The organism is Maribacter sp. PR1, from assembly GCF_028464145.1.
Classification (GTDB): domain Bacteria; phylum Bacteroidota; class Bacteroidia; order Flavobacteriales; family Flavobacteriaceae; genus Maribacter.
The window spans coordinates 382,772-409,342 of record NZ_JAQPCG010000002.1 but is presented as its reverse complement, the minus strand read 5'-3'; the positions used below and the strand labels follow the sequence as shown (position 1 = coordinate 409,342).

24 protein-coding genes are annotated in these 26,571 nt (G+C 36.6%); 13 read left to right on the top strand and 11 right to left on the bottom strand.

Annotated features, from left to right (window positions below; all coding sequences use genetic code 11):
* Window positions 1–69: 69 nt before the first annotated feature.
* Entirely contained in the window at window positions 70–1,950 is a 1,881-nt protein-coding gene (locus PP182_RS05475) for a DUF4270 domain-containing protein (RefSeq protein ID WP_272650329.1), read from the bottom strand.
* A 5-nt stretch (window positions 1,951–1,955) separates the two neighbouring features.
* A complete protein-coding gene (locus PP182_RS05470) occupies window positions 1,956–2,765 on the bottom strand; it encodes a glycogen/starch synthase (RefSeq protein ID WP_272650328.1) in 810 nt (269 codons plus the stop codon).
* Window positions 2,766–2,868: 103 nt separating this feature from the next.
* Here PP182_RS05470 and panC point away from each other — a divergent pair, with 103 nt between their 5' ends.
* From panC to radA, 6 genes are all read left to right on the top strand, one after another.
* On the top strand, window positions 2,869–3,714 hold the full coding sequence (panC, locus tag PP182_RS05465; RefSeq protein ID WP_272650327.1) for a pantoate--beta-alanine ligase: 846 nt from the start codon (window positions 2,869–2,871) through the stop codon (window positions 3,712–3,714).
* Between the two features lie 13 nt (window positions 3,715–3,727).
* Window positions 3,728–4,078: an aspartate 1-decarboxylase gene (panD, locus tag PP182_RS05460; protein ID WP_272650326.1), complete on the top strand. Its 351-nt coding sequence runs from the start codon at window positions 3,728–3,730 to the stop codon at window positions 4,076–4,078.
* Between the two features lie 164 nt (window positions 4,079–4,242).
* On the top strand, window positions 4,243–5,208 hold the full coding sequence (locus PP182_RS05455; protein WP_272650325.1) for a lysylphosphatidylglycerol synthase transmembrane domain-containing protein: 966 nt from the start codon (window positions 4,243–4,245) through the stop codon (window positions 5,206–5,208).
* 26 nt (window positions 5,209–5,234) lie between these two features.
* Window positions 5,235–6,377, top strand: a complete 1,143-nt coding sequence (locus PP182_RS05450; RefSeq protein WP_272650324.1) for an alpha/beta hydrolase — start codon at window positions 5,235–5,237, stop codon at window positions 6,375–6,377.
* Between the two features lie 63 nt (window positions 6,378–6,440).
* Window positions 6,441–6,611 carry a hypothetical protein gene (locus tag PP182_RS05445; protein WP_272650323.1) on the top strand — a complete coding sequence of 57 codons (171 nt, stop codon included), beginning with the start codon at window positions 6,441–6,443 and terminating at the stop codon, window positions 6,609–6,611.
* Between the two features lie 72 nt (window positions 6,612–6,683).
* On the top strand, window positions 6,684–8,045 hold the full coding sequence (gene radA, locus PP182_RS05440) for a DNA repair protein RadA (protein ID WP_272650322.1): 1,362 nt from the start codon (window positions 6,684–6,686) through the stop codon (window positions 8,043–8,045).
* 201 nt (window positions 8,046–8,246) lie between these two features.
* Here the strand turns inward: radA and PP182_RS05435 are convergent, their stop codons facing one another.
* From PP182_RS05435 to PP182_RS05425, 3 genes are all read right to left on the bottom strand, one after another.
* Entirely contained in the window at window positions 8,247–8,975 is a 729-nt protein-coding gene (locus PP182_RS05435; protein ID WP_272650321.1) for a nitroreductase family protein, read from the bottom strand.
* A gap of 338 nt (window positions 8,976–9,313) precedes the next feature.
* Window positions 9,314–10,354 carry an NADP(H)-dependent aldo-keto reductase gene (locus PP182_RS05430; RefSeq protein WP_272650320.1) on the bottom strand — a complete coding sequence of 347 codons (1,041 nt, stop codon included), beginning with the start codon at window positions 10,352–10,354 and terminating at the stop codon, window positions 9,314–9,316.
* A gap of 61 nt (window positions 10,355–10,415) precedes the next feature.
* A complete protein-coding gene (locus PP182_RS05425) occupies window positions 10,416–11,180 on the bottom strand; it encodes an exodeoxyribonuclease III (protein ID WP_272650319.1) in 765 nt (254 codons plus the stop codon).
* 129 nt (window positions 11,181–11,309) lie between these two features.
* Between PP182_RS05425 and PP182_RS05420 the strand changes: the two genes are divergently transcribed.
* Both PP182_RS05420 and PP182_RS05415 read left to right on the top strand, forming a co-directional pair.
* A complete protein-coding gene (locus tag PP182_RS05420) occupies window positions 11,310–11,831 on the top strand; it encodes a hypothetical protein (protein WP_272650318.1) in 522 nt (173 codons plus the stop codon).
* Window positions 11,832–11,861: 30 nt separating this feature from the next.
* Entirely contained in the window at window positions 11,862–13,940 is a 2,079-nt protein-coding gene (locus PP182_RS05415) for a TonB-dependent receptor family protein (RefSeq protein ID WP_272650317.1), read from the top strand.
* Here PP182_RS05415 and PP182_RS05410 read toward each other — a convergent pair.
* Together PP182_RS05410 and PP182_RS05405 are read right to left on the bottom strand one after the other, a co-directional pair.
* Entirely contained in the window at window positions 13,923–15,485 is a 1,563-nt protein-coding gene (locus PP182_RS05410) for a glycine--tRNA ligase (protein WP_272650316.1), read from the bottom strand. The genes PP182_RS05415 and PP182_RS05410 overlap by 18 nt on opposite strands.
* Window positions 15,486–15,522: 37 nt before the next feature.
* The gene (locus PP182_RS05405; RefSeq protein WP_272650315.1) at window positions 15,523–16,419 is read right to left on the bottom strand and encodes a hypothetical protein; all 897 of its coding nucleotides are present in this window, start codon (window positions 16,417–16,419) and stop codon (window positions 15,523–15,525) included.
* A 43-nt stretch (window positions 16,420–16,462) separates the two neighbouring features.
* Between PP182_RS05405 and PP182_RS05400 the strand changes: the two genes are divergently transcribed.
* Genes PP182_RS05400 through PP182_RS05390 form a run of 3 tightly spaced genes read left to right on the top strand, consistent with a single transcriptional unit; the run spans window position 16,463 to window position 19,516 of the window.
* Window positions 16,463–17,167, top strand: a complete 705-nt coding sequence (locus PP182_RS05400; protein WP_272650314.1) for a ComF family protein — start codon at window positions 16,463–16,465, stop codon at window positions 17,165–17,167.
* 43 nt (window positions 17,168–17,210) lie between these two features.
* Entirely contained in the window at window positions 17,211–18,827 is a 1,617-nt protein-coding gene (locus PP182_RS05395) for an Ig-like domain-containing protein (RefSeq protein ID WP_272650313.1), read from the top strand.
* A 5-nt stretch (window positions 18,828–18,832) separates the two neighbouring features.
* The gene (locus PP182_RS05390) at window positions 18,833–19,516 is read left to right on the top strand and encodes a hypothetical protein (RefSeq protein WP_272650312.1); all 684 of its coding nucleotides are present in this window, start codon (window positions 18,833–18,835) and stop codon (window positions 19,514–19,516) included.
* Here the strand turns inward: PP182_RS05390 and PP182_RS05385 are convergent.
* Both PP182_RS05385 and PP182_RS05380 read right to left on the bottom strand, forming a co-directional pair.
* Window positions 19,508–20,281 (bottom strand): amidohydrolase, encoded by a 774-nt coding sequence (locus PP182_RS05385; protein WP_272650311.1) that lies wholly within the window; start codon window positions 20,279–20,281, stop codon window positions 19,508–19,510. The two genes, PP182_RS05390 and PP182_RS05385, sit on opposite strands and share 9 nt — an antisense overlap.
* A gap of 15 nt (window positions 20,282–20,296) precedes the next feature.
* The gene (locus PP182_RS05380) at window positions 20,297–20,764 is read right to left on the bottom strand and encodes an ankyrin repeat domain-containing protein (RefSeq protein WP_272650310.1); all 468 of its coding nucleotides are present in this window, start codon (window positions 20,762–20,764) and stop codon (window positions 20,297–20,299) included.
* Window positions 20,765–21,346: 582 nt separating this feature from the next.
* Here PP182_RS05380 and PP182_RS05375 point away from each other — a divergent pair.
* On the top strand, window positions 21,347–21,751 hold the full coding sequence (locus PP182_RS05375) for a response regulator (protein WP_272650309.1): 405 nt from the start codon (window positions 21,347–21,349) through the stop codon (window positions 21,749–21,751).
* Between the two features lie 227 nt (window positions 21,752–21,978).
* Window positions 21,979–22,368 (top strand): response regulator, encoded by a 390-nt coding sequence (locus PP182_RS05370; protein ID WP_272650308.1) that lies wholly within the window; start codon window positions 21,979–21,981, stop codon window positions 22,366–22,368.
* A 3-nt stretch (window positions 22,369–22,371) separates the two neighbouring features.
* Here the strand turns inward: PP182_RS05370 and PP182_RS05365 are convergent, their stop codons facing one another.
* Together PP182_RS05365 and PP182_RS05360 are read right to left on the bottom strand one after the other, a co-directional pair.
* On the bottom strand, window positions 22,372–23,751 hold the full coding sequence (locus PP182_RS05365; RefSeq protein ID WP_272650307.1) for a DUF5689 domain-containing protein: 1,380 nt from the start codon (window positions 23,749–23,751) through the stop codon (window positions 22,372–22,374).
* 3 nt (window positions 23,752–23,754) lie between these two features.
* Window positions 23,755–26,496: a carboxypeptidase-like regulatory domain-containing protein gene (locus PP182_RS05360; RefSeq protein WP_272650306.1), complete on the bottom strand. Its 2,742-nt coding sequence runs from the start codon at window positions 26,494–26,496 to the stop codon at window positions 23,755–23,757.
* Window positions 26,497–26,571: the final 75 nt, after the last annotated feature.

Here is a 26,571-nt window from a genome sequence, read left to right as displayed (position 1 = left end):
TTAATTGAACGAAAAATTCCTTTAAAGTGTATGTTAAAGGACAATAATCTTGTGAAACAATGGTAAGAATTATTCAGCTTTGGTATAACTTATCTCCAATTTAAGCCTTTTGTCAAAATTTGGATCCGTCTCCGAAAGAGCACTGCCAAATAATACCGTGCCTAAAGGGGTAAGGTTAGAGGTTACAGGAATATCTTCCTCCCCGGAAGTAAGCATTGCATTTGTTACATTAGTATTCTGTATGTTAGTTGTCAACGTAAGACCAAGCGTCCTATTTAGGGAATCCCTTACTACCAAATTGTTAATATGTTCTGTTATCCTAACTGTATATTTATAACCCAAGCCATCTTGTTTAACTATGATTCCATCATAATTAAGAAAGCGACCAAAAAGAGATTCTTCAGAACTTTGTTCTGTATTTGGATTATACAGCGGCAGATTGGTTTCAGCATTGTAAAGATATAATCGTGGAGGTTCCGCAGCTTCGCTGGACATTCCAGAATAATTCTGATCCACATAAAAAACCAAATTGGCTTCATTAATGATCCAATTATTGGCCCTAATTTCCTCCAAGATATTCTCTCCATTGTCAGACTCAAAAAGATTGATCTGTGTAGTGATGCCAGCTCCTCCCTTTAAAAATATTCTAGAGGCATTGTTTCCACTATCCAAGGATTCTAAAATGTCAGTGGGATAATTTTCATTTATTAAGGTATTAACGGCATTACCTAAAAAGCCAGTCGCGGCAGATCCTGCCAATAAACTTAAGGTATAGGTATTCTCTCTTTCCTCAATATCCTCATCAGAAGTATTGTACGCATCATAGGTATAGGTAATTGTGATGTTTGCCCTGGTCAAATCCAACAAAAACATTGTTGGGTCTCCAACAGATTCTAATAATGATAAATGAACTCCTCGTAAAAATTCAGAGAAATTAGCTTGGCTCAAAAGTTCTGAACCCCCTTCGTTGTCTAAAATATATTGTTGAAAAAAAGTTGCATCAAGGGGAACTCTTATTCCAGGAGCCAACTTAGTAAAAGTCAATGACTCGTCAATATCTTCTGTTGTCTCATCATCCTTATTAGGGATAAGTATTTCCTTATTATCAATAGTTAAAGCTTCATCGGTTTCATACAATACCTCCGACACAAAAGAAGGAGAAAATTCCTGGTTGGAATAATATTGTTGTGCCTCTTGGAAATTTGTGTCAGGATCTAAATCTCTTAAAAAATAAGTTGAACGCTCCACTTTTAGACCAAAAGTTGAAGGTGTTTCGACCTCATCATAATTCTTTGCACCCACATAAATACTGTCCAATTCCACAGTATTTGGGAAATTATTGGTAAATATTGGGGCATCATCAGTATCATTTATACCATTGCCATCTAAATCTACACTTTCCGAATCCAAAGGATCCGTGCTTGCTGCTTTTTCCTCTGCGTTCGTAGCCGTGTCCCCATCACTATCGTTAGTGGGGTCTTCAGGCTCATCGTCGAATAGGTCCTCAACTCCATCAGCATCCGTATCACGCCTTGTATCCTTAGTTAAATAGGGTATGTAAAGATAGACCTCTTGAACCGTTTCATTTTCATTAATCGTTGTGGCACTATCATCATTTTCCGCATTATCCTCTGAACTCTGTGGAAGAATCCCAAACGTTGGGTTATTGCTAGGCAATCTTAATTGTGTGGTTATAGAAGCCTTTGTCTCACCATACACCGGATCATTATAAAATCCTAGCTGATAGATTGGCAACTTATTCGTCCTTATCGCTTCAACATTTCTGTTATAAGCAAAAACATCATAAACTTCTTTACCCGTTGAAAATGGATCAGACCCAGCTACTCCCGACCCAATGGTCGTTAAATCCTGCTCACAGGAAATAAGGAAAACCAATGTAAAAACAATACCCATGGATATGGGTAAACGTCGCTTTTGAAAAATGTTCATTCAGATTACTTTAAAACTTCCGTGTTATAAAAATTAGCGTATGCTTCCTCGAATTCTTGAACAGGAACATAGGCTAACACAGGTTTTTCTTGGTTGGCTATATGTGTTGTTAATTCTTCCGGAATTTCTTCCGAGGCTAAAATAATGGCATCCGAATAATCCACTGCTACTTTTAACAAATTATTATAGGTAGGTGTTCCTAAAGAAGCGATTTCTTCTTCAGGAATACCGTCAAAAGCAATTTTTTTAATCATATCCTTATCCAACTCTCCCTCAAAGGTTTTCCCGTAAACAGAGAGTACAATTTTACTATCGGCAAAAAGAGGCTCATCAGAATAATACTTCTTTAGATACAGAGGTAATAGACTTGCCATCCATCCATGTACATGAATAATATCTGGCGACCAATTTAATTTTTTTACCGTTTCCATAACCCCTTTGGCAAAAAATATGGCTCTTTGGTCGTTATCTGGAAACAACTCTCCTTTTTTGTCGGTAAAAGTTGCTTTCCTCTTAAAGTACTCTTCGTTATCAATAAAATAAACCTGAATGCGTTCCCTAGGTATGGAAGCCACTTTTATAATCAATGGCATGTCCATATCATTAATGACCAGGTTCATCCCCGATAATCTAATCACTTCATGTAATTGATGCCTTCTTTCGTTTATATTGCCGTACCGCGGCATAAAAATCCGGATTTGACCTCCATTGCTATTAACCATTCTGGGGGCCTCATATGACATATGTGAAACTTCATTCTCGGGGAGGTAAGGAACTAATTCAGAAGATACAAACAATACCTTTTTACCATTCATAAAAACTATATTTTATTTTTCGCAGAAACGCAGGTGCAAAATTACAAAAAATATAGAGATTACCAGTATTTATAGTAAGTTTGCTCGCTAATTACATTTTCGCATGCTCCCAATCAAGACTAAAAAAGAACTTGATAAGAAACTAAGAAGCAAATCCCCCATTAAGAGTTTAGGGCTTGTCCCTACCATGGGAGCGCTACATCAGGGTCATATGGCCCTTGTAGAAAAAGCTGTTTCTGAAAACGACCAAGTTGTAGTTAGCATCTTTGTAAATCCTACTCAGTTCAACAACTCGGATGACCTTAAAAAATATCCAAAAGACCTAAAAAAAGATCTTGCGCTTATTGAAAATATTAGTTCAGAGATTATTGTTTTTGCGCCTTCCGTAGATGAAATCTACCAAAAATATATAGTGTCCAAAAAGTACGACTTTCATGGTTTGGATAAAGTAATGGAAGGCGAATTTAGGGACGACCACTTTAACGGAGTGGGAACAATAGTGGAGCAACTTTTTAAAATTATATCACCGGATAAGGCCTATTTTGGAGAGAAGGACTTTCAACAACTCTGTATTATTAAAAAGCTTGTGGAAACACAAAAGATTCCTGTACAAATTATTCCATGCCCAATTATTAGGGAAAGCCATGGATTGGCCATGAGTTCTAGAAATGAAAGGTTAAGCATGGAAATGCGACTAAAGGCGGGATTTATTTATAAAACTCTTAAGACTGCCAAGGATAAATTTGGCACGAAAAGTGCACTAAAAGTAAAGGAATGGGTTGATAACCAACTTCTTAAAAATGATGATTTTGAATTGGAATACTTTGAAATCGCAGATGTTGAAACTTTAACCCCACTAAAAAGAAAAATAAACAATAGAAAATATAGAGCATTTATTGCCGTTTATGCCGAGGAAGTAAGGCTGATTGACAATATAGCACTCAATTGATTAATTTTGTCCCATGCAAGTACAAGTAGTAAAGTCTAAAATTCATCGCGTTAAAGTCACAGGAGCCGACTTAAACTACATCGGTAGCATTACCATCGATGAAGATTTAATGGACGCTGCGAATATTATTCAAGGAGAAAAAGTTCAAATCGTGAACAATGATAATGGTGAGCGTTTGGAGACGTATGTGATACCAGGTCCCAGAAACAGTGGTGAGATAACGCTTAATGGAGCAGCGGCAAGAAAGGTGGCCGTTGGTGATGTCTTAATCTTAATCACATACGCCTGGATGCCCCTTGAAGATGCAAAGATCTTTAATCCGTCCCTCGTATTTCCAGATGAAAAAACAAATTTACTTCAGTAAGATACCTAAGATAAAGTTTGAAGATTTCTTTCATTACTTCGGTGCTTTGAAAAATTCCATTATTTAGAATAACCCTGCTATATTTCTCTTTTAATTCCTTTGTAGTAAACCACATTGAAAAAATACTTGCTTATTTTAGCGATTTGGAACATACCTAAGAAATCGTGAACAATTCCCTTAAAAAGACCCTCAAATTGGTTGTACCCATACTCATTGGGGTCTTTTTAGTTCTTTATTGGTACCTAAAAACCTCAGTTGAGGATAGGGACCAAATCCTCTTTTACATTAGGGAGGCCGATGTTTTCTGGGTTTCTGTTTCCCTGCTATTAGGAATCATTGGTCATATCTCTAGGGCCATACGTTGGAACTTTCTTCTTGAACCTTTGGGCTATAAACCTAAATTGAGCAATAACATCCTTATGATATTCATGGCCTATCTTGCCAATTTAGGAGTACCAAGAACGGGGGAAATACTTAGAGCTACCGCCCTTACGACTTATGAGGGCGTTCCTTTTGAAAAAGGTTTTGGCACCATTGTAACGGAAAGGGTTGTCGATTTGTTTATGTTATTGGTCGTGGTGGTGGTAACCCTTTTATTACAAACCGATATTATCATCTCTTTCTTTGAGCAGCGCGGCTTTAATTTAAACGGGATTTTTCTCTTATTATCGGCGGGTGTAGTAGCTTTTTTGATATTCTTTTTATTCATCAAAAAATCCAATTCCATAATTGCCAAAAAAATCAAAACCTTTGTAAAGGGGCTTTTAGACGGGGTTTTCAGTATTTTTAAAATGAAAAGAAAATGGGCGTTTGCCTTCCATACACTTTTAATTTGGGCGTGCTACATAGGTATGATGTGGGTCATAAAATTCACAGTTCCAGAAACTGCTAATTTGTCCTTGAACGAAATCATGGTCGCTTTTGTTTTTGGCGCCTTTGCCATGGCCACTACCAATGGTGGAGTAGGTCTTTTTCCAATTTTGGTAAGCAAGGCACTTGGCCTTTTTGGTATAAGTTCCGTATCCGGGGATGCTTTTGGTTGGATTATGTGGATTGCACAGACCATGATGAACATCGTATTTGGTGCAATATCTTTTCTCCTATTACCGTTATTGAACAGGAACAAATAAAAACTTGCTCTGTTTAATTACTTTCTATGCGTCATTTTATAACAATACTGACACTCCTTCTTGTCTTTGTTGGGAGTGCACAAACCACACAGGAAATTTTTGAGTCCTTTAAACTTCAAGAGCGAAGAGATGTCCAATATTACTTTCCACCTAACCTGGATGATACCAAAAAATATCCGTTAATCGTGGTATTGGATGCAAACTATCTGTTTGATCAAGTTGTGGCTGCCTCTAAATATTACAGTCAGTTTCATGGAATGCCAGAAAGTATCATCGTGGGAATTAATCAAAGTAAGAATAGCATAAGGCTGGATGATTGTGCTTTTGATCTTGAAAATGGTCTTCCAAGTGAAAAAGGAAAAAAATTCTACGAATTCATTGGAATGGAGCTTATTCCCTATCTGGACCTTAACTACAGCACCGCACCGTTTAAAATGATTTTCGGTTATGATATTACCGCGAACTTTCAAAATTATTGGTTATTTAAGGACAATTCCGTTTTTGATGCCTATGTGAGTATTTCGCCCACATTGGCCCCTGAGATGGAAAGTAGAGTTCCTATGCGCTTGAACACTTTTGACAAACAAATATTCTATCAATTGATAGTGGAAGGTGAACAGAACGATGATACTCCTAAAATTATGGCATTGGACAATGGAATTAAGGCATTGGAAAAGGAAACACTTCATTATTTCTTCGATCAATATGATAAAGCGGACCATATCTCCGTTGTTACTTATGGAATAGGGAAAGCATTCGACAACGTGTTCGGAATGTTTAAACCTATAAGTCCAAAGGAATATAAAACACAAATATTGACCTCTGAAGAACCAGTTTATCAATACTTGGAAAATAAATATCAGGGAATTGTGGACCTCTTTGGGTTCAGTAAACCGGTAGAGCTGAATGATATCATGGCAATTTATGCGGCTACCAGGAAGAAAGAAGACCTGGAATCCTTAAAATCCCTTTCCGACCTTTGTAAAAAAGAATATCCGGATACGATGTTGGGCTTTTATTTTGAAGGAGAGTATTACGAGCAAATGGGGGAACCCAAGAAAGCTTTAAAAACATTTGAAAAAGCATTTCAAATGGAAGAAATTGATTTTTTAACGAAAGAAATGGCATTGGAAAAAATGGATGCATTAAAGGCTGATTTTGGTTTCTAACCTACTCCAAAATCCACTTTTACAACATAAAACTTAGATCCCAAATCTAACAACCTACATATTATGTTTAAAGGAATCTTTAAATATTACGTCTTTGCCGGCGTTTATTTTACCTATTATGGCCTAAAGGGCGACTTATCAGTAGCCCTAAGCGCTTTCTCCCTATTCCTGGCATGGGCCTCTTTCTTTATGGCCATTGTGGAATTCAAGAAAAGAAAATCAGAAAAAGAGTAGTTCTACTATTTGAAAAAAGATATTCCATTTTAAACTTCTTAGTACCTTTAGCACAAATAAGAAGAGCTAAAGATGGCCAAAACAAAAACTGCTTTTTTTTGTCAGAATTGTGGCACGCAATATGCCAAATGGGTAGGTCAATGTGCAGCCTGCAAAGAATGGAATACCGTTGTTGAGGAAGTTGTACAAAAAGAGGAAAAATCGAGTTGGAAGCCAACAGTCCGCACAAATAAAAGGGTGTCCAAACCACTTTTGGTCCATGAAATCAGTGTTGAAAAAGAAATTCGTCTTAACACCTTCGACTTGGAGTTCAACAGAGTATTGGGTGGCGGTTTGGTTCCGGGTGCATTAGTATTGTTGGGTGGCGAACCCGGAGTTGGAAAAAGTACGCTATTATTACAGATTGCCTTAAAACTTCCTTATAAAACCTTGTATGTTTCTGGGGAGGAAAGTCAGAAACAGATCAAGATGCGAGCGGACCGCATCCACCCCAACAGCGAAACCTGTTTTATTCTTACCGAAACAAAAACACAGAATATATTTAAACAGATTGAGACCACCGAACCTGATATCGTGGTCATCGATTCCATTCAGACCTTGCATTCGGACTATATTGAATCCGCTGCCGGAAGTATTTCCCAAATTAGGGAATGCACGGCAGAGCTTATCAAATTTGCCAAGGAAACCAATACCCCGGTCATCTTGATTGGTCATATCACAAAAGACGGTTCCATTGCCGGGCCAAAAATTTTGGAACATATGGTGGATACGGTATTACAGTTTGAAGGCGACCGTAATTATGTGTACAGAATCCTTCGTTCCCTAAAAAATAGGTTTGGTTCCACGGCAGAATTGGGTATTTACGAAATGCAGGGAAGCGGGCTTCGAGAAGTTAATAATCCCTCTGAAGTTTTAATATCCAAGAATGACGAAGGCTTGAGCGGAACCGCCATTGCCTCTACCGTGGAAGGCATGCGACCTTTGTTGATTGAAATACAGGCTTTGGTAAGTACGGCAGTCTATGGAACCCCACAACGTTCCACTACGGGCTACAATGCAAAACGCTTGAACATGCTCCTCGCGGTTTTGGAGAAAAGGGCCGGATTTAAATTGGGTGCCAAGGATGTCTTTTTAAATATTACCGGGGGCATTTCTGTGGATGACCCCGCTATTGACCTAGCCGTAATTGCGGCCATTTTATCAAGCAATGAGGATATCCCCATTGAAAAAGGAATTTGTTTTGCCGCCGAAGTAGGGCTGGCCGGGGAAATACGACCCGTACAAAGAGTGGAACAACGCATTCTTGAAGCTGAAAAGTTGGGCTATACCACCATTGTTGTTTCCAAAAACAATAAAATAGGTTTAAAAAACACGAAGATCAACGTACAGTTGGCCGGCAAGATTGAGGATGTGGTCGGTAGTCTTTTTGGGTAATGCTTTTTAGTCTCAGGACTTTTCAAGATTTTGATTGGCGACAAAAAAGTTTGTGTGATTAATTCTATTTTTCGCTTGGGATAATGGGTTTCGTAAAAGCCATAATGGTCATGTTGTTTTCTAGATGGCTACAATGAATAAGGTTTTTCTTTGTATTTTAAATTAAAAGGGCAAAAAAGTAAATACATCTTTGGTTAATAATTATATTTCGAAGTATACCTCATCGAATGGCACCCTAAATCTTGGCCCATAGATTCCCTTATCATCTCGTATTCCACAACCAATAATCATTGTTATTTCTGCTCCCCTGGACAGTTTTAGAATTCTTTTCACCCTTAAAGTATCACTGCCTTCCATGGGACATGTGTCATAGCCAATCGCAGCCATACTTATCATAAAGTTTTCAGCGGCCAAGGCAGCACTTTTATGAGCTACAATCCTCATATCACTTAATCGGGTTTGCCTATAAATAGGTTTAAAAACACCAGCGATTTGAAAGAAAACATATTTGATGTAACCAAGAATTCCCAAAAAATCTGTGTAAATCGTTGGAATCAGTTTGCTGTAATATTTCGAAGCCATTTTTTTACGCTTTAAATCGCGTTCGGTAAGATTATCTTTGTCATACACTTTGTTCAAAAAGTTGATATTGGCCTTTGCTCGTTTTCGCCATAAATCTTTACGAGCTACAACAATTACAAGTTGTTGGGAGGTCTTGGCGGCACTTTGGTTAAAACAAGCCTCTGCCAATTTACCTATAGTTTTCTTATCTGTGATGTGATAAAACTCCCAAAGCTGAAGATTACTGCTCGTTGGTGCTAATGTGGCATTCATTAAGCATTGTTTCACTTTTTTAGGATCAATAGGTTCATCTTTATACACTCTTACCGACCGCCTATAGACAATAGCTTCCGAAACTGTTTTTTCCATGTTTATATAAAGTGAAAATTAATTAGAAGGTTGTTTTATATCAATATTCAAAGATGATTTCTAATAATTTAAATATGGGTACAATTACGCATATTTCCATTTTATAAAGACTCTAAGCTAATAGAATTTTACCTAAATAGTAAATACATCAAAAGGATATAATTTGGATATTTTCCATGAATTCATAACAAAAGGTAAACCTTGAAAAGGTAGGTCGCATTTTCTTAACTAACGCTTATCCCGCATTATTCTAGATAAGGTCAAAATGATTATGATGACCGCAATAATTAAGACCACTTGCCAAAATCCTACCTTTAAAAAAACCAATAAATTCATAGTTATGGAGCTGGGTTTGGATAAAGATTATGTATTTCCTCAATACTTTCAAGAACTTCCGAAGTCAAAGTTAAATCAACACTCCCTATGTTTTCCTTTAGTTGTTTCATGGTCGTGGCCCCAATAATATTACTGGTTAAAAAAGGCCTGGAATTCACAAATGCCAAGGCCATCTGGGCCAAAGAGATGTTATGCTCCTGCGCCAATTCATAATACTTTTGGGTAGCGGCCACAGCGGTTTCTGAACTATATCTTTTATAATTAGGAAAAAGTGCAATACGCGACCCTTCCGGTAATCTATCGCCTAAATATTTACCACTCAATACGCCAAAACCTAACGGGGAATAGGCCAACAAACCTATATTTTCCCTTGCGGAAACTTCCGCCATTCCCACCTCAAACTGGCGATTAAGTAAACTATAAGGGTTTTGTACCGTGATGGTCCTCGGCAGGGAAGCATGTACCTTACTTTCTTCCAAAAATCGCATGGTTCCCCAAGGCGTTTCATTGGAAATACCCACATGTCTAATCTTTCCTTCCCGCATTAAATCCCGTAATGTTTCCAAAACTTGGTGAATATTATCTTCCCAGTGATCAGAAATATCGTGGACATAGCCTCTTTGCCCAAAATAATTCGTGTTTCGTTCCGGCCAATGCAACTGGTATAAATCAATGTAATCTGTTTGTAGCCGTTGTAAACTGCCCTCTAGAGCCTCGATTATCGACTCCCGTGTGAAACCGGTCGTCCTAATAAACTTTGTAAAATCTGCCCTACCTGCAATTTTACTTGCCAAAACGACCTTATCGCGATTTCCGTTCTTCTTAAACCAGGTTCCAATTATTTTTTCAGTCAACGAATGCCTGTCTGGATGGGCCGGAATGGGGTAGAGCTCGGCGGTATCAAAAAAGTTAATTCCTTGATCAAGGGCATAATCCATTTGCTCATGGCCCTCTTCCTCCGTATTTTGATTTCCCCAAGTCATGGTACCCAGGCAAATTTTACTTACTTCAATATCGGTATGTGGAAGATTGGTATATTTCATGTAGGTTGGTTATATTTTTGAAAAATCAAAATTACAAAATATCAACGATTCTAATTTCAGTTCAATCTTTTAGTTCCAGCAAAATTGGACAATGATCACTATGCCTCGCTTCGGACAGAATAATTGATCGCTCCAGTTTATCCAATAAAGGTTCCGCAACCATCCCATAATCCAAACGCCATCCTTTATTGTTATACCTAGCATTTGCCCTATAGCTCCACCAGGTATAATTATCGGGTTCCTTATTAAAATGTCTAAAACTATCCGTAAAACCGCTCTTAATGAAATTGCCAATCCATTCCCGCTCTACAGGCAAAAAACCGGAAACATTTTTTAGACCCACAGGATTATGGATATCAATGGCCTGATGGCAAATATTATAATCACCAAGCACAATTAAATTGGGATGATTTTTTCTAAATTCATCCGCATATTTTTGGAAATCGGCCATATAGGTAAGTTTATGTTCCAGTCTAGCCAAATTAGTCCCTGATGGTAAATACATACTCATTACAGCAATATCTCCAAAATGTGCGGTTATGTTCCGTCCTTCAAAATCCATATACTCTATACCGGTTCCCACGGTAATCTCATCTGGTTTTTTCCTGGACAAAATCGCCACCCCACTATACCCTTTCTTTTGTGCGCTAAACCAATAATTATAAGGATAGCCGGCTTCCTCAAATAACGCTAGATTCAACTGCTCCTTATTTGCCTTTATTTCTTGCAGACATACCACATCTGGATCAACAGCTTTTAACCAAACCAAAAAATCTTTTCTCAGCGCGGCGCGTATTCCATTTACATTATAGGAAACTATTTTCATTCCTTTGGGTTTTGACCAAAAATAGAAAAGCATCTCCCAAATCTCCAATCAATACCTCACTAAAATCCTAACTTTGCATAATTTGGAACAACCTTTGCTCGTGTTCTAATGTTATGTAAAACAATAATCATGAAATATTCTTTATTGCTTCTATTTGCCTGTGGTACATCATTATCTATGTTGGGCCAGGCCTATCCTCGTTTTGAAAATAATCATGAAATGAAGTTTAATATTGGTCAATTCTTGGCAACTACCACCGTTGAAGGTTCCTATGAATATTTTTTTACCGAGGATACCAGTATAGGTGGAACTATTTATATAAATGGAGATGCTACAGACTACAATGGTAATTTTGGAATAGGCCCCAACCTTAGAGCCTACTTTGGGTATATACCTAGAAGTGGTTTTTTTGCAGAAGCATTCGGGCTTTATTATTCAGGTGAAGATGAAACAAATACCAGTGCTTTAGGTGCCCGAAATAACGACTATGGCACAACAGCGTTAGGCCTAGGAATTGGAAATAAATGGGTTACAAGAAGCGAGCGTTTTACTTTAGAAATACATGGAGGGATTGGGAGAAATATTAACCCGGAAGATTTTCAAAATGCATTTATGTATAGGGCAGGACTCTCTATTGGGTTTAGATTTTAAGTCCTAAATTTGTATTTCATCTATATTTCAATGAAGTACTTACCTTTTTTTTTACTCTTTACTGTTTTTTTTTCCCAAGCCCAAATTCCAGTCAACAGGGATAGTGTTACGCAACTAGAGGAAGTAATCCTTATAGATGCCCTTAAAACAAAAAAGGTTATAGGTATTACGCCTTCGGATGTTATCTCAGCCAAAACCTTTCAAAATTATAGTCCGGTGGATATGGTGTCTTCAATAAATCAAATCCCAGGTGTTTATATCTTATCCGGGGCGCTTAACACCAACAGGATCACTATAAGGGGCATTGGCGCAAGAACACTTTTTGGAACGGATAAATTACGATTATACTATAATGACATTCCTGTTACGAACGGCACGGGATCATCTACGATAGAATCCTATGATTTGGAAAATCTTGGTCAAATAGAAGTGGTAAAAGGACCCAAAGGAACAGAATTCGGGGCAAATCTTGGAGGTGCAATCATTCTTACACCAAAAGAAGCTTTAGGGAGATCCACGAACCTTAGCAATAATTTTACCGTTGGTTCTTACGGCTTGATAAAAAATAATTTGGCTATAAACCATTATGATGGTAAACTCCGACTCAATCTTCAATATGGACATTTAGAAACAAATGGATATAGAGATAATAACAATTTTGAACGTGATGGTTTTTTGCTCAACACTTCGTATCAGCTAAGCTCCAAAAACAAACTCTCATTACTGGTTAACCACATAGATTATACGGCACAAATACCAAGTTCCCTAGGAATTACAGCTTTTAATGAAGACCCTACTCAAGCCACGTTTACTTGGCGCGCATCAAAAGGGTATGAAACGAACAACCAGACACTAATGGGTGTTTCACTACAGCATACATTCTCGGAAAACTTTAAAAATGCGACCAGTATTTTCTATAATTATCTGGACAAAATAGAGGCGAGGCCATTTGGTATTTTAGAGGAAATTACCAATGGGTTTGGTTTCAGGTCACTATTTTCAGGTAATCTTCAATTACTTAACAAAAAGACCAATTATTCGTTCGGTGGGGAACTATACAAGGATGAATATGATTGGGATGAGTTTGAAAATCTTTACCAGGAAAATAACGGAAATGGTAGTTTAAAAGGAAATCAGTTCGCAAAAAATAAAGAATTTCGAAGTCAATGGAATCTATTTTCGACCTTACAATATCCATTCTCAAGTTCATTTACGGCACAATTGGGATTAAACCTGAATAAAACAGATTTTAATCTTCAAGATAGATTTAACCAAGGAAATTTGAATAATAGTGGTAGCAGGAATTTTGACCCTATTCTACTACCCAGTTTAAGCCTTAATTATAAGTTTAATGAGTATCAAGAATTGTTCGGGAACATCAGTAGAGGATTTACCAACCCAAGCTTGGAAAGAACGCTAACACCGGAAGGGGTTATAAACCCGGATATTAAGCAAGAAACAGGTATTAATTACGAAGTTGGAACAAATCTTTTACTTGTTCATAATAGACTAAAAATTAATGTAACCCTTTACCAAATTAATGTAAAAAACCTACTTATTAGAGAACAAGTCGGGGACGATCAATTTATAGAAAAAAATGCTGGTGCATCCAGACATCAAGGTCTGGAACTTGCTATGGACTATAATTTGTTATCACCAACCTCTAATTTTCAAATAAACCCTTTCATCAATTACAACCTCAACCGCCATAAATTCACAGATTTTGTGGATGATGGGAACAACTACTCAGGAAATGATTTAACGGGTGTACCCAATCACAGGATAACCATGGGATTGCAAAATCGATTCTTTGGTAATTACTATCTAAATCTGATTTATCAACATGTTGGGAGTATTCCGCTGACGGACGCCAACGACCTGTATAGTGATTCTTTTAATCTTGTAAATTTCAGAGCCGGCTATAGAAAAAAAATCACACCAAAATTCACTTTTGGAGTTAATTTTGGTGTGAATAATTTGTTTGATATTCTTTATGCTCGATCGGTACTGATCAACACCCAAGGGTTTGGAGGAGCTGAGCCTCGGTATTATTACCCTGGAAACGATAGAAATTTTTATGGAGGTTTTAATTTAGCCTATGGGCTGTAGGTTTTCCATTTTTTTCAACCAATAACGCATATCCACTGCTTGGTGAATAATGCTTTTTAGTTCTGAAATCGGAACCCTTTCCTGCTCCATGGAATCCCGATGGCGAATAGTAACCGTTTGATCCTCCTTGGTTTGATGGTCTACAGTAATACAAAATGGGGTGCCATTTGCATCCTGTCTCCTATATCTGCGACCTACTGCATCTTTTTCATCATAGGTTACATTAAAATCCCATTTAAGGTCCTCAATGATTTCCTGGGCTATTTCTGGTAAACCATCTTTTTTAACCAAAGGTAAAATAGCTGCTTTCGTCGGCGCTAATACCGCTGGCAATTTCAATACAGTTCTTGAAGTTCCGTTTTCCAATTCCTCCTCCTGTAATGAATTTGAAAATACCGCTAGGAACATACGGTCCAAACCAATAGAAGTCTCCAAAACATAGGGTACATAGTTTTTATTGGTTTCATGATCAAAATACTGTAGTTTTTTTCCTGAAAATTTTTCGTGGCTACCCAAGTCAAAATCCGTTCTGGAGTGTATTCCCTCCAATTCCTTGAAACCAAAAGGAAAACGAAATTCTATATCCGCTGCAGCATCTGCATAATGTGCCAACTTTTCGTGATCATGAAATCTATAGTTGTCCTCGCCCATACCTAGGGACAGGTGCCATTTCATTCTATTTTCTTTCCAATGCTCGTACCATTCCTGCTGAGTTCCAGGCTGTATGAAGAACTGCATCTCCATTTGCTCGAACTCACGCATCCTAAAGATAAATTGTCTGGCAACTATTTCGTTTCTAAAAGCTTTTCCGGTTTGGGCAATTCCAAATGGAATTTTCATTCGACCCGACTTTTGAACATTCAAAAAGTTTACGAAAATTCCCTGTGCGGTCTCTGGTCTTAAATACAAATCCATTGCAGAATCCACACTAGCACCAAGCTTTGTTCCGAACATTAAGTTGAACTGTTTTACATCTGTCCAGTTCTTGGAGCCCGACATAGGGCAAGCAATGTCCAATTCCTCTATTAATGCTTTTACATCTGCCAAATCTTCTTTTTCCAGGGATTTAGCCATTCTGCTTAAAATACTTTTTCCTTTTTCTGTGTATTCTACTACACGTCCATTGGTTTCAAGAAATTTTTTCTTGTTGAAGTTATCACCAAAACGTTTTTCAGCCTTTTTTACTTCCTTCTCAATTTTAGCATCGATTTTACCGACGTAATCCTCAATAAGTACATCCGCCCTGTATCGTTTTTTCGAATCTTTATTATCAATTAACGGATCATTGAATGCATCTATATGACCAGAAGCTTTCCAGGTCGTAGGGTGCATGAAAATTGAAGCATCAATGCCAACGATGTTATCATTCAACTGGACCATGGCCTTCCACCAATACTCCCGGATATTCTTCTTAAGTTCTGCCCCATTCTGACCGTAGTCATAAACAGCACTTAAACCATCATATATTTCGCTGGATTGGAATACATAGCCGTATTCCTTCGCATGGGAAATTACCTTCTTAAAATTATCTTCTTGATTTGCCATGCTGCAAAAATAGAATTTTAGTCTAAAAGAAGTATGATTATTTTAATTGAAATTCGGAGGAAGTGATGAGTCTTTCATCCTCAAAGATATTAAGGGTATACGTTCCTTCCTTTAAGGAACCCTCAGGGATGGTCACGAAATCACAAATGGAAGTTTCCACACCCAAATATTGGAACTCTACCCTTTTGCTATAAATATTTCCGTTTACGGTAATTGTATTTGCATTATCCTCTATGATCTGTTTATTTGGATCTAAAAATTGCAGATAGATTATTTTTTCGGATTCATCTACATTAGGGTCAGCAAGAACGGTGACGCAACCCCGTAGCTTTTCAATAGTTGAAGCTTTATTCGTACCCACAGGTCGCGAGCCTCTTAAACGAAAACCTGAACCTTCGGAGTAATCCAACTTTAGATAGTTTTTTACTTTCAGTTGCTGATTCAACTCCATAATCTTTCTTCGTTGCAATGCCTCAGCCTCGGCCAACGAATTGCTATTGGCCCTAAGCAGTTCTATCTGCTTTCTTGCATCATCGTATTTATCCGTCAACAAGGTATTGTTATAGCGGAGAAAGTTATTTTTGAGTTTTAGACTATCGTTTTTGGCCTCTAATCTTCTTAATTCCGATTTGAATTCCCTTAATCTGCCTACAGTGAAATTTAATCTACCTACTGAGTCCTTTAATTGTTGTACCTGAAACTTGGCATCCTGTAACTCAATATCGTTCATTTCATTTAATGCGGAAAGTCGGTCTAAGTCTGCCTTCATGATGGTAAGGTCCTTCACCAATACATCTTTTTGCTGCTCCAAAAAGTTGATTTCCGTCTTGGATTGTGCATAGCTGTAATAAAAGGCAATTAAGATACCAATTATAACTGCTGCCATTGCGGCAAGAATTATTTTATAATTGAATTTAGTATCTTGATTGTCCATCCAAATAAATGGGTGTTTAGTAGGTTAAAAAAATTAGTAAGATTTGTTACTCACCAAGCTTTCAAATATAGCAAATGATATAAACACCCTCCTATTGCCTCCTACATGTTTTGGATGTAATAACCGATTAAATAGAGGAGAGAAACTTTTATGTACCGTTTGTCGACATCAATTGCCACTCACCGATTATAACTTTAACGAAGAAAACCCTGTTGACCGTATCTTTTATGGCAGAATTAACATAAAAAAAGCGAGTTCCTTCCTTCATTTTACGGAACACGGAGTTGTAAAAAACCTAATCCACAACTTAAAATATAGAAATCAGGAGCAGATTGGCAAGTTCCTGGGAGACTGGTATGGCCAAATTATTTTACACAACAATTACCTCCCAAAAATAGATTTTGTAATCCCAGTTCCGATACACAGAAGAAAATTAAAAAAAAGGGGGTATAATCAAACTACCTTATTTGCAAAGCAACTGGCAGCCCGCCTAAAATGTGATTGTATAGAAAATGTTTTGGTCAAAACAGCAAATACCAGAACACAGACCAAGAAAAATAGGCTGGCAAGATGGTACGACAACAGGTCGCTCTATATTCTAGTCAATAAAGACCTATTGACAAACAAAACCATCCTGCTTGTAGATGATGTTATAACTACAGGGGCAACGATGGAACTTTGTGCGGAATCCTTGCTAAATATTGAAGGCACAACTTTATATGTTGTAAGCATGGCCATTGTCACATAATTTTTAAAGAATAAATTGTTTCTTTGCCCTATATTATCTTTTTATGCTACGCAGAATCTTAGCCTATGTTTTTATTTTTCTTGCAATAACGGCATTTTACCAATGTGCCAGAAAAGGAACTCCGACCGGAGGCCCCAAAGACGTTACTCCTCCAGTTCTGATTAGAGCTGAACCCGAAAATATGAGCACTAATTTTAAAGGCAATAAAATTAGATTATATTTTGATGAGTTGGTAAAACTTGAAAAAGTTCAAGAGCAACTTATTGTGTCGCCGCCGCTGAAGTATCAACCCATGTTAAGTCCGCAGGGAAATGCAAATAAATTCGTGGAAATTGTTCTAAAAGATACCTTAAAGGAAAATACGACCTACACCATTAATTTTGGGCAAAGTATTGTGGACAATAACGAAGGTAACCCAAATAGCTTTCTAACTTATGTTTTCTCTACTGGAGATTATATTGATTCCCTAGAGTTACAAGGAGTTGTAAAAGATGCATTTAATAAGGAAGCTGATGAGTTTATAAGTGTAATGCTCTACAGTATCGATTCCTCATATACAGACTCTACTATCTACAAAAGACCTCCCAACTATATAACCAACACGCTGGACAGTACCATAATTTTTAACCTACAAAACTTGAAGGAAGGTACTTATGCTTTAATGGCAATTAAAGACCAGGCAAAAAACAACATTTTTGACCAGAATACGGACAAAATTGCTTTTATAAAAGATACCGTTCAACTTCCTACGGATTCGATATACTTATTGAACTTATTTAGGGAAATTCCAGATTATGGTATTACTGTACCCTCTTTGGTGGCAAAAAACAAAATAAGTTTTGGATATTATGGTGAAGGTGATAATATAATTATCCGACCCATTACCATAATTCCCGATTCCGTAAAAACGACCATTCTTAAAGAAAGGGATAAGGACACGTTAAATTTTTGGTTTACTCCATACGAAATGGACTCCATACTCTTTACTGTCACCAATGATAATCTAAAATTAATAGACACTTTCAATGTTAAAAGCAGAAAGGTGGGCATAGATTCACTTAAACTAACCCCTAGCCAAACCGGTACTTTAAATTTCAATGAGAATTTCTCTATTTATGCCAATACACCTTTACGAGCTATAGACAGTTCAAAAATTGTTTTACAAAAGCAAGACACCCTTCAAGTGGCGTATACTGTTATGCTGGATAGCTTGTACAACCAATTAAATTTTGACTTCAAAGTGGAACCAAATGAAAGATATACAATGGAGCTATTACCAGGTGCGGTTATCGATTTTTTTGGAATATCCAACGATACATTGAATTATGCTTTAAGCACGAATAGTTTTGCTGATTATGGTGATTTAACGGTAAATCTAAGCGGCAACACTATTCAATACCCTATAGTTGTTCAACTTACCAATGAAAAGGAGGAAGTTCAAAGAGAGCAGATGCTCAAAGAGCCGAAACCCTTAGAATTTAACAACTTAAATCCTGGTAAGTATTTATTAAGAGTGATTTTTGATGCAAACAATAATGGGCAATGGGATACAGGAAACTACTTGAAGAAAATACAGCCCGAAAGAGTTTCCTATTACCCCAACCTCATAGAGATGAGGGCCAACTGGATTGAAAACATTACCTTTAATATTCTTGATTAAAATACATGAAAATATCTAAAATAAGTATTGCTTTTTTATTCATTTCAACAACATTTTCCCTGTTTTCACAACCCAATACCTATGCAAAAGGGGATGAAGGCTCTATACAAATTGGAAATTTGGATGTTCCTTTTTTAAGAGTTTCCCAAACGAGCGGAAACAAAATAGTTGGTAGTATCTATTTGAATGAAGAATGGGAGCAAGGGACCATTACTGATTTTACAAATAAAAAAAAGGTAAAGCTCTTAGCTAGATTTAACGCCTATCATAATGAAATAGAGATTTTAAAGGAAAAGAATATTATAGCTCTATATCCTGCCAAAGGGATTGATGTTTTTCTAAATGGAAAGAAATTTATTCCTTTGAAGTTAGATAATAAAAAGAAACCAATTTTTGCTGAAATCCTTGTAAATGGAAAGCATAACCTTTATAAGGTTTATGATATTAATATAAAAAAAGCACCTACGGACGCAAAGCTCCTAAATATTGAAAGTGTTGATCGAGTGGTTATAACATCGGACCTATACTTTCAAGAAGAAAATGGCAACGTATCAAAGTTACCGTCCAATAAAAAATCCATCAAACAAAAACTGCCGTCTTCATTCCTTGATATTGCAAAAAAGGAGAAGTTATCTCTTAAGAAAGAAGATGATTTAGTAATGTTATTTTCTTTGGTTAATTCACAATAATTTGAATTGATCCCTATCTTCTAAAAATCTTAGCTTATTTCTGATTTCAACAAGGTGTTCCTTGTTTATTGTTGTTTCCAATATTTCCTCCTCAGCTGAATAAACCAATTGTTTTCCTAGTGCATCATAGACGGCCGAGTGACCCACATATTCCAGTCCCTTTTCATCAACTCCAACTCTATTGACACCTATACAATAACACATGTTTTCAATGGCTCTGGCCTTAAGCAAAGTATCCCATGCGCCAACTCGGGGTTTTGGCCAATTAGCAACGAACATTAAAATATCATAGTCAAAAGTGTTTCTACTCCAGACAGGAAACCTAAGATCGTAACATATCATGGGGCAAATTTTAAAACCTTTGTATTCGACAATCAAATGGTCATTACCTGCTTCATATTTTTCATTTTCCCCGGCAAGTGTAAAGGTATGCCTCTTATCATACTTGGAAATGTTTCCATTGGGCTCAACAAAATATAATCTATTATAATGGTATCCATTTTCGGTTTCGACAATACTGCCTGTAATTGCGGCATTTTGTTCTTTAGCTTTTTCCTGCATCCATTTTACCGTAATTGCTCCTTCATTTTCATCCATTCTTTCAGGTGACATTGTAAAACCTGAAGTAAACATTTCAGGTAAGACAATTAAGTCTACATCTTCAGAAACTGACTTAATTTTTAAAGAAAAAAAATCTCTGTTTTGCGAGGGTTTTTCCCAAATAATTGGGGACTGTACCAAAGCTATTTTAATACTTTTGCTCATAATCATGCTTTAAGTCTAAGATTCTAATAATTGAATAAGTTCGGCATCCTGCTTTTCCTTGGCATAATCTAATGCGCTATTTCCCCGTAGGTCCTTAATGTTTTTTTCTGCACCATTTTCCAATAATAGTTTGGCAATATTGTATTTGTTGAATGTAACCGAATAAATAAGAGCCGTTGCCCCCATAGAATTTTGTTCGTTTATACTGGCTCCTTCCTTAATTAACAATTTGGCCAAATCCAAATAACCCTTAAAGCAGACGCCCATCAATGGTGTATTCCCAGCTCCGTCCCTTTCATTTATATCCGCCCCCTTTTGAAGTAATAAAGAGGTAATTTCTTTTTGATTGTAGTAAGTCGCTAAGATCAATGGAGTGGACCCTCTTTCATCCTTCTTATTCAATAGATTAGGATTTGTTTCCAATAAGTCCTTCACCTCTTGGTAACTACCTTTTCTAATAGAATCAAAAATATTTTCCTTCATAATTTTATATAAATAATTCTTTTCCAAAAAAAAACTGACTAAAATCTTAACTTAAATGCTTACGAAATCTTCATATTTCCTTATACATTTTGAAACACAAATCGCTAATTTCCTTTTCAAAGATACTTCTTTGACCATACCCACTTTAAACACAGATTTAAAATTTTAAATTATCCCAAAGATTTAGGATAATCTTTGTTAAGCCTAAAATGAAATAGAACAAAACTATTATAGTTATAAGGATATTGCCAATTTTGATTTTGAAAGTATTTTCCCTAATTTATATACTAATTCACTTTAATATAATACTCCAGGTTAAAAGCCGTGCATTTTTAAATCTGAAGAAGAAAACGAATGGATGTTAATCGTTTTTTGTGATAATGGTCTTTTAATATATTTTAAAGACACGAAAAAAACAAAGCTTGTAGTACCATACCTTTCGTACCAATCAAAATGCTAAAGGAATAGGCTTTTTCGTGAGCCAAAATTAAATAGAATCTATTTGAGGAAGATACCAGTTGAAAGTAATATTGTAAAAGGTTAAAAACTGATTCTAACCCAGAATAGAATATAGTAAATGATATGAGTAAGATTGAAAAATGTTGTATAATAGATGATGACCCCGTATTTATTTATGGGACAAAAAGGATAATGAAAAAAGTTGATTTTTGTGATGATCTGATTATTTTCAACAATGGTCCAGAAGCTCTGGAAGGGCTCAAAAAAATTTCTGACCAGGGGCTGAAAATACCTAAGGTCATATTTTTAAATCTAAATATGCCCGTATTCAACGGGTGGGAATTTTTGGATGAGTTTATACATATACCTAGTAATAATCTTGAAAAAACCCTAATCTATATTATAAGTTCTTCTGTGGAACCACTGGATTTAGAGAAAGTTAAAAATTATAAGAATGTAACAAATTATATTCTTAAGCCAATAACCCCAAACGATTTAGAAGATATTATAAAGACCCTATCCAAATAATAGTTGATTTAATTCTGTTAAATAACTTTTGTTTTTTTATAAATTTGTATTGCTTTGCAACATAATTTGCAAAATTCCAATAAGGAGTTAATTAACTGCATAGTTTTTTTAAGTCCCCCTAATTTTTTTGTTTAAATTGTTTAAAACCAATCATGGTTTGAATGAATTACCTTTGTAGTTATAACGAAGATTTTAATGGCTTTTAATGCAAACTAATACACTTGTGAATGAGTAAGTTTGACGGTTGTTGTATCATAGATGACGATGAGTTTTTCGCCTTTACTACGAAAAAACTCATGAAAGATGTTGGGTTTTGCGATAATGCCCTTAGTTATGCGGATGGACAGGAAGCTATAGATAGTTTAATTGGCCTATTAATAGAAAACGTCCCTATTCCCGAAATTATACTCTTAGACCTCAATATGCCACAAAAAGATGGATGGGCCTTTCTGGAAGAGTTTGAAAACATTCCGGAAAACCAGCGAAAAAACTCCAAAATTTATATTGTTAGTTCCTTTGTTAGTCCTGAAAATATGGCCAAGGCCAAATCCTACTCTACGGTAGAATCCTATTTGGTAAAACCCTTGACTGCTGATTCACTAAAAAAAATCAAATAAGGATTACCTTATTCCAGGAGTAAAATCATCGGGTGCCAATTGAGGCTGATTCAAAGTACCAGCCTCTCCGGTATCATTGTAGATTTCCCACTGTGAGAATTGGAATTCAGATGCTCCCTCGTTCACCTCCGGTCTTCTTATTGCCTTTCCGTCCTCGAACTCGTGGTTTGTGCCGGAACCATCCTCTCCGGGAATTCCAAATACGTCAATGACGATTCCAAAAGGATCTACTAATTGAAGGTTGTCATCTCCGTTTGAATCTGCAGGTGAGTTAGTTCCCACCGCTATATCTGGCGAAAACCCATAAACCTGTTCAAATATTTCAGCGTTAGGTGAAATAACAAGGGTACTTTCTCCGTCAATGGTATATCCAGATAAATCAATTGAAGAACTCACCTCGGTATTGGCATTAGTATATCTTAGTATTTGCCACCCTTTTAAGGAAAGTGGCTCGGTAGATGAATTATAAAGCTCCATGAAACGAGCTCCTACGTTATTCTCCGGGTCGGCAAGTTCACTGAAAAATAGTTGGTTGGAAGTAAATTCATCTATCAAATCTTCACATTTATCCTGGGTAAAATCAATATCACTTAAATCGCGAACTATAAGCTTATAATCTTCACCCTCTTTCGTTAACACCCCGGTTATGCTGCCCCCTAAAACGGGAATCAAATCTGCCCGAAAATCTGAGTATCCGCTATTTAGCATAATCAGTTCATTGTCATCGCAATCTAAAAGTATTCGTTCCGTTTCTTCCTCCTTTTCCGCATAGGGTTTACCCAATTCTTCCAAAGAAAACTCCATGTTTTCGAATCTAATCAATGTGTTTATCATTTCTTCCTTTAGCTCAGGAATGCTGGTTAGTGTTGGTGTGATCGAGTTTTTAGAATCACAGGAAATCAAAACATGTTGAAAAACTGCATTGTAAGGCAATCTTCCTACAGAAGTACTTCCAAATGAGGTAAAGACACCACCAAGTTTATAATTACCTCTAGTATATCCCAGATATAAGCCTTTTAGCTTAATTAAAACCTTATCCCCTAATTCATAGAAAAGATGGGAATCCCTTACATCAATTTCAATAAATAGGGCGTCAGTTGGATTGTCAGGATTGTTTTGAAAATAAAGCACACCAAAAAAATTGCCGGTACTATCAGATGAATTAATATAGCCTTCAATTACTAAATCCTCTTGGATTTGAAGAGTTTCACCTTTGTAAAGTTCTTTCAATTGGGCATATGTCGTGTTTGCCTTTAATTGGGTTTCACAAGAACTTTCCAAAGCATCAAAATTCCTACCATTGACACATCCCGATAGTTGTAACAAGATCAAGAAACAGAAAACTCTTTCAAAAGTTCTATATATAATTTTTCTTTCCAACATGGTTTAAAAACTTACTGCAAGGTTTAAAAAATAGGTTCTTCCGTAACCATACCAATATTTTGGGGCGAAAGAAGGACTTCCGCTTAAATTATCCCGTTGCAACTGACCAAAATTGCCATTTCTACTTTGTTCATAACCCCCAGTTCTGAATTTGGCATCAAAAAGGTTATTTACACTAAAGAAAAGACCTATATATTTTCCCTTTTTCAACCAGGATTTTCCACCTACAAGATTTAATAAATAGAAATTATCCAAAGGCTTTTGCCTCAGCAATCTATTTACATTCTCTTCTGTCGCCTCTGGAAAATTCTGCCCTGTCTCTGGATCAAGATAAAAACTTGATGTTCTTGTAATGGTTGAGATATTAGCATAGTTGTTCGCCAAATAGTTCGCTGTCATTCCTACCCACCAATATTTTGGATCCCTATATTCCATACCAAAAGCAAATGCTTTTTGTGGCCCCTGTGCAAGTTTGAGGTCTTTAATTTTGGCTGGGCCCAGTTCCTTAAATCCATCAACATTAATTAGTTCCTCTTCCGCTGAAGCCGTATCAAAATTAATGGTCACATTAGGGTCACTTGCATAAATATATTTGCCGATGGATGTAACCATGGATAATTTAAAGGTGGATGTCAGCTGGTATTCCAAACCCAATTCTATTCCCATATGCAACTTGTCCAAATCGGTTAATACTTCTTGAACAAAATCTGATCCAAGTCCCGAATCAACGAAAAAATAATTGACATCGGTATTGTTCTGGAATCTCGTATAAAACCCGGTTAAACGCCCTGTTAAATTGGGCATTCTTAAAAAGTAATTGATATCTATCGTAGAAATGGTTTCTTTCTGTAAATCGGGAACTATATTGTTTGATTCTCTTGGGTTTACGAAAACGTTTTGCAATAAAGGCGCCTTGTTTATCAATGCTCCTTGGAGTGAAACCCAATGCCTTCCGGTTATCGAATGAGTTAGTCCACCTTTAATTCCGAAGTTGGAAAACTCCATGGTCGTACTTTCACCTTTTGAACTTTCAGGAAATCTTTCATTTTGAAAAATTCCATTACGCAAGAATTGATTATCAATAAATTGACCTGCCAAGAAGCCTTTCCAATTGTTTAAGTCAAAAGTCAATTGTGTATATACCTTTATTTCTTTCGCATCATATTCATAACTGTAATTAAAAGTTTCGCCTTCCTGTTTCTGAACATCGTCTACAAGATTATTTCGGGTATTTGAAAAAGGGTCAATATCCTCGTGGTAATCTGCACCGAACAAATCGTTTAGTTCCGCAAAGTTTTCCGATTTTAAATATCTGTTCATGAATCCAAAACCAAGATTTATTTTATTTGATAGTTTTAAATTTCCGTTTAGGTTGACTGTGAACTGTGTGTCTGAAACTACATCATCATAAAGCAAATATGCCGCTTTTCCATTTTGAGAGCTACTTGAATTGGCATCATATAGTTTCTGCCATTTCAACTGGGGACTTTCTTGAAAAGTGATTTTAGCTTCCTCAGCACTTATAAAGTTTGCACCTATAGGGCTATTGATATAAAAACTAGGCAAATACCTGTAGTAAGAAGGGTCTGGGTTCGGGGCATTAAAGTAGCCCAACCTACTTTTATTTTGGCTGCCTTTTTGAAAAAGAGCACCAATAGATATATCAAGTGCATCGGTTTCGTAAAAATAATTTAGCATCACCAAAGGTTCCGAAATTCTACGTTCCCTAGAATTTCTAATTTTACCATCTTGTAAGCCCCAATATGGGTTATATGTATTACTTCTCAAACCGGATACCTCCTCGGTAATTGCCGAGGACCTGCCCCTTCTATTCGATGCGATAATACCGGTAACCAACAAACTATTTTTAGCATTGATTTTATATTCTAGTAGGCCACTAAGGGAGTAAGCATCATACAATGTACCATCTACAAATCCCTCCTTGGCCCATCTTCTTGATGAAGAAACCATATAGGCCAATCCCTTATTTGTAATACCAGAATTATACGTAGCCATTATTCTGCCGTTATATGTCCTATTTGATGCCGATGTCGAAAGCCTTAACCCTGGTCGTAATCCAGAAGGTCTTAGATTGATATTAGTGTTTCCCAAGATACCTCCAAATGTATAATCGGAAGCCTCAAGCCCATTGGTATATTGTTGGTTTCTAGTTATATCATTTAAACCACCCCAGTTGTTCCACTGTGGACGGCCATCATAAATTTTGTTCATCAGCACGCCGTTCAGTAACACTTCTCCTTGTTGGGCATCATATCCACGTACCCTAAAGAAAGCCTGACCAAAGTCAAATGCCGCCCTACTTAGAAATATATCACGAGTGGATTGTAAAAGGCCCAAAGAGTTTGAGGTACCCTCATCATCTAGCAATTCAGCATCGGTAAGTGTGATTAAATTATCTTGCTTTTCAACTGAAATATCCCTTTGCAGATAAATGGATCCAAGATTAAGTTCATTTCCTTCTAGCATAATAGGTAGTCGTTTTTCCTCATAATCTCGATATGCTATTCTTAATATATAATCCCCAGACAGGGCTATTTCCAAGTAAAATCCACCGTCTGTATCTGTATTGTATTCCTCTAGTTCCCCTTCGATTATTACGCTGGCTCCAGAAATAGGTTCTTGAGTATTTTGATCAAGAACTTTTCCAAATATTGGATATCGTGCTTGTCCAAATGAAAGCTGGAAGCATATAAAAATTGGGATAAATGCTATACCCTTGAGCATATTGGTTGGTTAGTGCAAATTGTTAATGGTACTGTAATATATTTAAAAACAATTATTTAGTGAGAATTTTCTGTT